Raw genomic sequence first — 257 nt, 5'->3', positions numbered from 1 at the left:
GGACTCGCCCGCACGCGTCTGGCCAAGTCCGTCCACGACGCCGGCTGGTCGGCGTTCGTGAACATGCTGGAGTACAAAGCCGCCCGGTACGGGCGCACCTTCGTGAAGATCGGCCGGTTCGAGCCGACCTCCCAGGTGTGCTCGCAATGCGGCGTCCAGGACGGCCCCAAGCCGCTGAACATCCGCGTGTGGACGTGCTCGGCGTGCGGGGCCGTCCTGGACCGGGACGTGAACGCGGCGGTCAACGTCGCCAAGGC

1 protein-coding gene is annotated in these 257 nt (G+C 69.6%); it reads left to right on the top strand.

Annotated elements, in window-relative coordinates; genetic code table 11:
* A partial coding sequence (locus tag IF47_RS0127280; protein WP_031511757.1) for a zinc ribbon domain-containing protein occupies window positions 1–257 on the top strand: 257 nt, incomplete at both ends.

The organism is Streptomyces megasporus (assembly GCF_000718985.1).
GTDB classification, from domain to species: domain Bacteria; phylum Actinomycetota; class Actinomycetes; order Streptomycetales; family Streptomycetaceae; genus Streptomyces; species Streptomyces megasporus.
Note: the sequence above shows the minus strand (reverse complement) of the source record. Positions and strands in the feature narration are given on the sequence as shown.